The sequence below is a fragment of the Streptomyces sp. NPDC014727 genome, assembly GCF_043083485.1.
Lineage (GTDB): Bacteria > Actinomycetota > Actinomycetes > Streptomycetales > Streptomycetaceae > Streptomyces.
The window spans coordinates 1-6,839 of sequence record NZ_JBIBYR010000063.1; the positions used below are offsets into that span (position 1 = coordinate 1).

5 protein-coding genes and 1 pseudogene are annotated in these 6,839 nt (G+C 67.8%); 5 read left to right on the plus strand and 1 reads right to left on the minus strand.

The window, feature by feature from the left end; translation table 11 throughout:
• Positions 1 to 556: hypothetical protein (locus tag ACF1B9_RS37725; RefSeq protein WP_391795983.1), on the plus strand; the 556-nt coding region annotated here is incomplete at its 5' end.
• Between the two features lie 311 nt (positions 557 to 867).
• On the opposite strand, the gene ACF1B9_RS37730 is transcribed toward ACF1B9_RS37725, so the two are convergent.
• A complete protein-coding gene (locus ACF1B9_RS37730) occupies positions 868 to 2,157 on the minus strand; it encodes a PucR family transcriptional regulator (RefSeq protein WP_391795984.1) in 1,290 nt (429 codons plus the stop codon).
• A 24-nt stretch (positions 2,158 to 2,181) separates the two neighbouring features.
• On the opposite strand from ACF1B9_RS37730, the gene lysA reads away from it, so the two are divergent.
• The 4 genes and pseudogenes from lysA to ACF1B9_RS37750 all read left to right on the plus strand — a co-directional run.
• On the plus strand, positions 2,182 to 3,525 hold the full coding sequence (lysA, locus tag ACF1B9_RS37735) for a diaminopimelate decarboxylase (protein ID WP_391746786.1): 1,344 nt from the start codon (positions 2,182 to 2,184) through the stop codon (positions 3,523 to 3,525).
• Between the two features lie 510 nt (positions 3,526 to 4,035).
• Positions 4,036 to 4,161, plus strand: coding sequence for a hypothetical protein (locus ACF1B9_RS37740; protein ID WP_391746787.1), 126 nt, complete (start codon positions 4,036 to 4,038; stop codon positions 4,159 to 4,161).
• A gap of 339 nt (positions 4,162 to 4,500) precedes the next feature.
• Positions 4,501 to 5,703, plus strand: coding sequence for a serine hydrolase domain-containing protein (locus ACF1B9_RS37745; protein ID WP_391746788.1), 1,203 nt, complete (start codon positions 4,501 to 4,503; stop codon positions 5,701 to 5,703).
• Between the two features lie 318 nt (positions 5,704 to 6,021).
• A pseudogene (locus ACF1B9_RS37750) lies at positions 6,022 to 6,375 on the plus strand (hypothetical protein); the annotation flags it as partial.
• Positions 6,376 to 6,839 lie beyond the last annotated feature (464 nt).

Below are 6,839 nucleotides of genomic sequence, written 5' to 3' on the forward strand. Positions count from 1 at the left end.
CGAGCTCCTGGACATCACCGAGGCGCAGTGGCAAAGTGCGGCGGCAAACGCATCCGTCGAAGGCAGCACCCGACGCCCCCTGGGCGAGGGCCTGACTCGCCAGATGTCGGCCACGCTGCGCCGGATCGGCCTGCTGTGGGACGCGGCTCAGCGCTACTCGGCTGGCGAGCTGATCCTGGCGGAGCACGCGGGCACGACGTACCTGCTCGACGCCTCGGCCGGCCTCCACCCCTCCAGCGTAATTCCGCTGTGGACCGCACTGTCGCTGCCCCTGGAGCTGTGGCTGTGCCTGCCCGCTCCCACCGCCATCGACCCGCGAGCGGTCGTTCTCGCAGCTGTGAACGCCGCACACCCCCTCCGCGCTGCGAGCGACCCGGCGCTGCCCCTGTGCCCCCTCGCCGACATCCAGGCGACTGAGGTCTCCCTGTGGGCGGCCGACCATGCCCTGACGGTCGCGCAGTCTGTACTGACCAACCCCGCCTACACCTTGGTCTGGGACGGTGGCGGCTGGGCCGACAACTGCCGGCGCCGCTCTCGTCGACGCCCCTCTCGATGAGTGGGCTTTCGAAGTGGACGGTGAACGGGTCGCGAACTACCAGGAGTTCCAAAACCGCCTCGGCGCGGCGACAAGCATCAGGCGGGGGAGTTCGTCGCGCGCGCCAACGGCATCTTCGCGCAGTCGATCTGACAGACAAGCAGCAGACGAAGGGGCGGTCTGCCGAGACCATCAGACCGGCCCCCAGCTCGGGCAAGCAGCCCGCGCTGGTCGAGCTGGGGCTGTGTCGGAATCCGGCGGATCCCGGGGCGGTGCACGCACCGTCTGCGTGCTGGCGTCGTCTTCGCCCGTTGTCTATCGAAAAGAAGGGGTCATTGCGGGGGTATGTCACGGAATGCGCGAAGTTGCAGCCACAACGAAAGGCGGTCGTCTGGGTGGTCGAGGTCGAGGGTGAACAGCTCACGTGCTCGCCGCAGCCGGTACTTGAGCGTGTTGTGGTGAATGGTGAGCTGTTCGGCGGCTTTCGCCGCGTTGCCGCCTGCGTCGAGCCAGGCGCTCACTGAGGCCGCGTACTCGGTCTGGTGCTCGTGGTCGTACGCGGTCATCGCGTCGATGCCAGGATGGCGAAGCCTGGGCGAGCGGGCGATCTCGTCCGCGAATCGCGCAAGGAGGATGCGGGCGTGTGCCTGTGCCGTACCTGCTGTCCGGCGCGCCTTTGGATCGAGCGTTGTGACGCGCAGGATGTCGTCGACTTCCGCACGCAGGTCGGGCAGTTGATCGGGTTCGTGTGCTGGACGGCTGAGCGCCACGCGCAGGTCGGTATGGGACGAGGGCGCGAGCGTAGCGAGTGACTGTTCTGCTAGGCGGCGTGCTGTCTGCTCGGTTGCTTCGGGCAGCAGCACGTAGACAGTACGGCCGAGCGTCGCCACGGCGGCCTCCGGGCTGACGGCCGCCCAGTGGCTGACTGCCGCGGCACCGAGCCGGACAACGGGCGGTGCTTCGCTTCCGGGGGTGCGCACGGGGGCGATGCCGAGGAGGGTGACGCGTTGCCGCTCGGGCAGTCCCAGCGCGAACTGGGTGTCGCGGCCTGCGATCTGCCCGCTGAGGGCGGCGCGTAGCGCGGATTCGCGGGCTTGGACGTCCAGCTCGGCAGCGCTGCGGCTGCGCAGCATGTGCAGGGCGGCGAGCTGGGCGCAGTCCTGGAGCACTTCCTCGCCGCGAGCGTCGAGCGGATGTTTGCCCTCGATCGCCCAGACCGTGCCGAGGGGCATGTCGCCGGCGCGGATGGCGATCGCCGCGCGCGGCAGTTCGTCCGGGGCCAGGACCTGCATCCGTAGGACTCCGGTCGCGGCAAGGACCTCCCGGTACTGGTCCTGTTGCCCCGGCAGGTCCGGAACGTGGCGGTCGAGGATGCCCTGACGGCGTAGTTCGTCGATGCGCTGGCCTGGAAGCGAGGAGTAGGCCAGCACACGCCGGTCGAGGTCCTCGATCGCGACGGAGCCGCCGATGACAGCGGCCACCGCGTTCGCGAGTGCGAACAGCTCCTCGCTGGTGCCCTTTGCAGCCGCGTTCGTGGTTGTCAGTTTCGCCCGATCCATGACGTGATTATAGGCAGAATCGACAACGACTTCTCTGGCTCCCAGCCGCACGATGTTCCGCAACTCCTCGATGGAAACGGGCTGCTCATGCCGACACAGACCGCACAGACTGCGCCAGCCGAAGCGCCGCGCCAGGACCGGGACGTCCTCGGCCTCTTCCCGCCTGGCAGCTCGACCGCGCCCGACGACGAACTGCTCGTCGGCGGATGTGCCGCGACTGAGGTCGCCGAGGTGTACGGCACACCTGCCCTGGTCGTCGACGAAGCCGCGGTGCGCGCCCGCGCCCGCAGCTACGCCGACGGTCTCGCCGCGCGTTGGGCCAACTCCAGGGTTGTGTTCGCCTCCAAGGCCTTTCCCTGCACTGCCATCTACCGGCTGATCGCTGAGGAGGGCTTGGGAGCGGACGTCGCCAGCGGCGGCGAACTCGCACTCGCACTCGCGGGCGGCGCGGACCCGGCGGACATGGTCGTGCACGGCAATGCCAAGACGATGGCGGAGCTCCGGCTCGCGGTGGAGGCGGGTGTGGGCCTGATCGTCGTCGACGACTTCGACGACATCAACCACTTGGAGGCGCTCCTCGCCGAGCCCGGGCTGCGGTCCGCCCGCCGCGACAGCGACCGTCGGCAGGGCGTGTTGGTGCGGCTCACCCCCGACATCCGCCCGGACACCCACGAGGCGGTTTCCACCGGACAGCACGGCTCGAAGTTCGGCATGCCGATGGAGCAGGCGCGCCTGGCCGTCGAGCGCCTGCGCTCTTCCGCGCTTCTGCGACTCGATGGCGTGCATGTCCACGTGGGGTCGCAGATCCTCGACACCGAGCCGTTCGAGCGTGCCGTGCGGGCAGCCGCTCAGCTCGGCGACTTCGACGTCTACGACCTGGGCGGTGGCCTCGGCGCCCGCTACACCTATGGCGATCGGCCGCCGAGCGTCGAGGAGTACCTGGACGCCCTCGTCGGAGCCGCCCGCCGCGAACTGCCGGCCCACGCCAGCCTCCTGATCGAACCCGGCCGATCCATGGTGGCCGAGGCCGGGATGACGCTCTACCGGGTCGCCACCGTCAAACGCTCCGGCGCCGAACCGATCGTGGCCGTGGACGGCGGCATGGGCGACAACCTCGAGGTGGCCCTCTACGGGCAGCGGTTCGAGGCAACTGTGGCAACCCGTGTCGGCGGCGGCCGGCCGCACCGGCTCGTGGGCCGCCACTGCGAGTCAGGCGACGTGATCACCCCTGGCACCGTACTGCTGCAAGATCCGCGCCCCGGAGACCTGATCGCCGTCCCGGTCACCGGCGCCTACACCTACTCGCTCACCAACAACTACAACGGCGCGCTGCGCCCTCCGGTGATCTTCTGCAGGGATGGGCGCTCGTGGCCGGTGGTTCGCCGCGAGACCTACGCCGACCTGATCGGTCGCGACCTGCCCCCGGCCTGACCTCCGCTGCACCCTGCACGTCCTGCAGACACTCCCCTTCACCCTTACCAGCCGCCAACCCGCCCCGGGCGGCCCCCACCCACCGCGGAGCAATCATGACGTCCTTCGATACACAGAAGGCACCCCTACGATCAAAGTCGGAACCTCGACCTTCGGGATCGGCGTCGTCGCGGTCCTCAACGGCAACCTCGTCCCGCTCATGATCCTGGCGACCCAGAAGGCACTTGGGTTCGGGTCGGCCCAGGCCGGCCAGGTGATGACAGCGTGCCTGCTGGCCGGCGCGATCACCTGCCTCGCCATGACCAGACTCGTGGCCGGGCCGCGGCGCCACCTGGTCGCGCGGACAGGCCTGATCGTGACCGCCGTCGGGTTCGGCCTGGCGAGACTGCCGCTGCCGACACCTCTGCACGTCGGCGCCGTCGTATTGGGCGGTGCCGGAGCCGGCGTAGCCATGGCGGCCAACGGCACCGCCCTCGCAGGCCATCCATCCCGCTGGGCGTACTGCTCGTCGTGGGGGGCGTCCTCAAGCTCACGGCAGGCGTCACGCACGACCCGACGGTCTTCGTCGTGACGCTGATCGTGTGGAACGGCCTGTATACGGTCGCCTACATGTACTTCGTGGCGCAGCTGACGTAGCCATCGACGGGGACCGTGTCGTGGCCGTCGGAGGGGACCTGGGACCGGCCCGACGCGAGATGGACGCCTCCGGCCTGGTGGTGGCACCTGGATTCATCGACGTGCACACCGCGAGCGCCCTGATGCTCCCCGGCAGGCTCCCTTTTCTTGCAAGCGCTCAAGCGTTTGCGGCTGCCGCGCATCACGACCCGTTCTCGATCGGATCGCCAAAGCGAAAGGAATGCATCGATGACAAGGAACAGCAAGGGCCTGCACAGCTCACCCCCGAGGGCAGGAAGCCGCTATCGGCGATGCTTGCGAATTGGTAGAACGCGCCGGCTCATGAGTGGGGCAGCCGTAATGGCGGCCGCCGCACTCATCCTCGGCCTGACGGTTGCGATTCCGACGCAAGCCGCACAAGCCGGCGACGGTCACCCTGTCCCCGCGAGTCGACAGCGAGACCTCTCGCGGAATCTGGATCAGGCACTTGAGCGTGCATCTGCCGAGGTAGGCGACCCAGGTGTTCAGGCGGTGCTGATGAAGAACGGCCGCCTGGTCTGGTCGTCAAGCCAAGGCATGGCGAATCGGAAGTCCCAAACGCCTGCCACCGACAAGACGCTGTTCTACTACGCCAGCTTCGGCAAGCAGATGGTCGCCGCGTTCGCCCTCCACCAGGTCGAAGCCGGCGTGCTCGATCTCGACACGCCGATCAGCAAGTACCTGGGGGACGAAGTCGCGGGCTCGCACGTCGTCACGGTACGCATGCTGCTGACGCACACAAGCGGTTACCCAGATGCGTACTCCGATCCCGCTGTGGCGCCATTCCTACCGTTCACATCTACGGGTGCCGGCAACCAATACGACCCCGACAGGCCGTGGACGTTCGCCAGGATAAATGCAGGCATCCGTGATCCGATCGAGCCCGGTGCGCGCGAGGAGTACTCCAACACCGGCTATATCGTGCTCGGGCGAGTGCTGAGCAAAACGGCGGGCGGTGACAAGGCGCTTGAGCGCACCATCCGGCGCTTCCTGTGGCGCGCAGGCGAAGTGGAGCCGATGACGGAGGACCATGTCACCTTCCAGCGTTCCGAGCGCGCGCTGCGCCGCTTCGCGCACGGCTACTACACACTGAAGGGCAACGGGCCGCTGGTCGACATCTTCACTGCTTACGGTGCCAAGGGCATTCCAACCGACTTGTATGGCATGCCGTTCACCGATGGCCTGTTCGCCGGCACCGCCCTCGGCGCCGCACAGTTCCTGGACGCGCTATTTGTCCGCCACAGGCTCCTGTCGCCCAGGACGGTCGACGCGATGATCACGCCAACACCGCAGTCAGCCGCATCGGGCGGCAGCTATGGCATGGGCACGGAGCGCGCTGTCGTGGGAGACCGGACATGGCAGGGCCATCGCGGCAGCTACCCCGGGTTCAGTGCGCAGGGCGCAACCGATCTTGAGCGCGGAGTGACGCTCGTCGTCGTGACGAACAGGTATATGCCGAAATACAGTCCCGCGGACGTCATCTGGGAGCAGCTCGCCGAGACATACGCGAGGGCCGCAAGTTGAACCAAGCTTTCGGTGTCACTGAGCTGTTGACAGCAACGGATCAAGGCGCTGCGTGAGGAGAGTTCGTGAAGCCTCGGGTACCCGGGATCGACGGCAGGAAGCCTGACAGTCCCGGGTACACGGAGGAGCAGGCGCATATGACTGCCAGCCGGCGCCCGACGGCCTGTAGTCGAGGTGCAGCTGGAGCGAGCAGGGGTGTCGTCAGTTCCACCCCCGAATCCGGGTGCTAGGCCGACGGCGCCGGGGCCGCGCCGCTGACAGCATTTTCCTGCCGGGGCGAGCTGGCCCCGGGGCCAGCCCAGATCCGAGGAGGACCCCGTGCAGGAAACCATCGCCCGACGCGTGACCGGAGTCAGCGGCATCGCCGCGGCCGCCGCTTTCATCATCGAAGTGCCCCTGTACTTCGTCTACTCGGGACCGCCGCCGGACTCCAACGTGCTGGCCCGACTGCTGATCGGAATCCTCGCGCTCGGCTTCCTGATCGTCTTCATGACGGCCCTGCGTGAACTCATCAAGAGCGTGCGCCCCGACATGGAATGGGCCAGCACCCTCGCCTTCACCTCCGGCCTCGCGTACACGATCGTCACGCTGATCTCCAGCGGCCTCGAGGCAGGAGCCGTGATCGCGACCGACCGCGCGATCGACCCCACGATCACGGTCAGCGGCACCTACTGAAGCTGGTGTGGGTCGACAGTGCCTACCAGGGCCCCGCGCTGGCCAGGGCGTTCGCCCGGCACGGTGTGAGGATCGAGGTCGTGCGTCGTACCGACGGACAACGCGGCTTCGTCGTACTGGCCCGCAGGTGGGTGGTGGAACGCACGCTGTGCGCCACGAGGCGCTCTGTTTGTATCCCCGGCTCAGCCGGGAGGAACTCGGAAGGAGGTTCCTGGGCCGGATGACTTACCTGGATCCGAAAGGTGAAGGGGACAACAGCATGTCAGAAAACCAGTGACCGGGCTCAGTTGTCAGAGGGCGGTATGAGAGTGGATAGGCGTTTTGTCGTCACCTGAACGTGTGGCGGTGCGGCACCCCGGCTGGTCTGCGGCCATGGGCATGTTGGGCTGGGCACCGTGAGCGAGCGCAAGCCCTACAAGACCGACGTGAGTGACGAGCAGTGGGCGCTGGTGGAGCCGGTG

What these genes read in the sequence shown, in the direction of transcription:
- lysA (WP_391746786.1), top strand. Translation starts at nt 2,182, where the DNA reads ATGCCGACACAGACCGCACAGACTGCGCCAGCCGAAGCGCCGCGCCAG.
- ACF1B9_RS37745 (WP_391746788.1), top strand. Translation starts at nt 4,501, where the DNA reads ATGGCGGCCGCCGCACTCATCCTCGGCCTGACGGTTGCGATTCCGACG.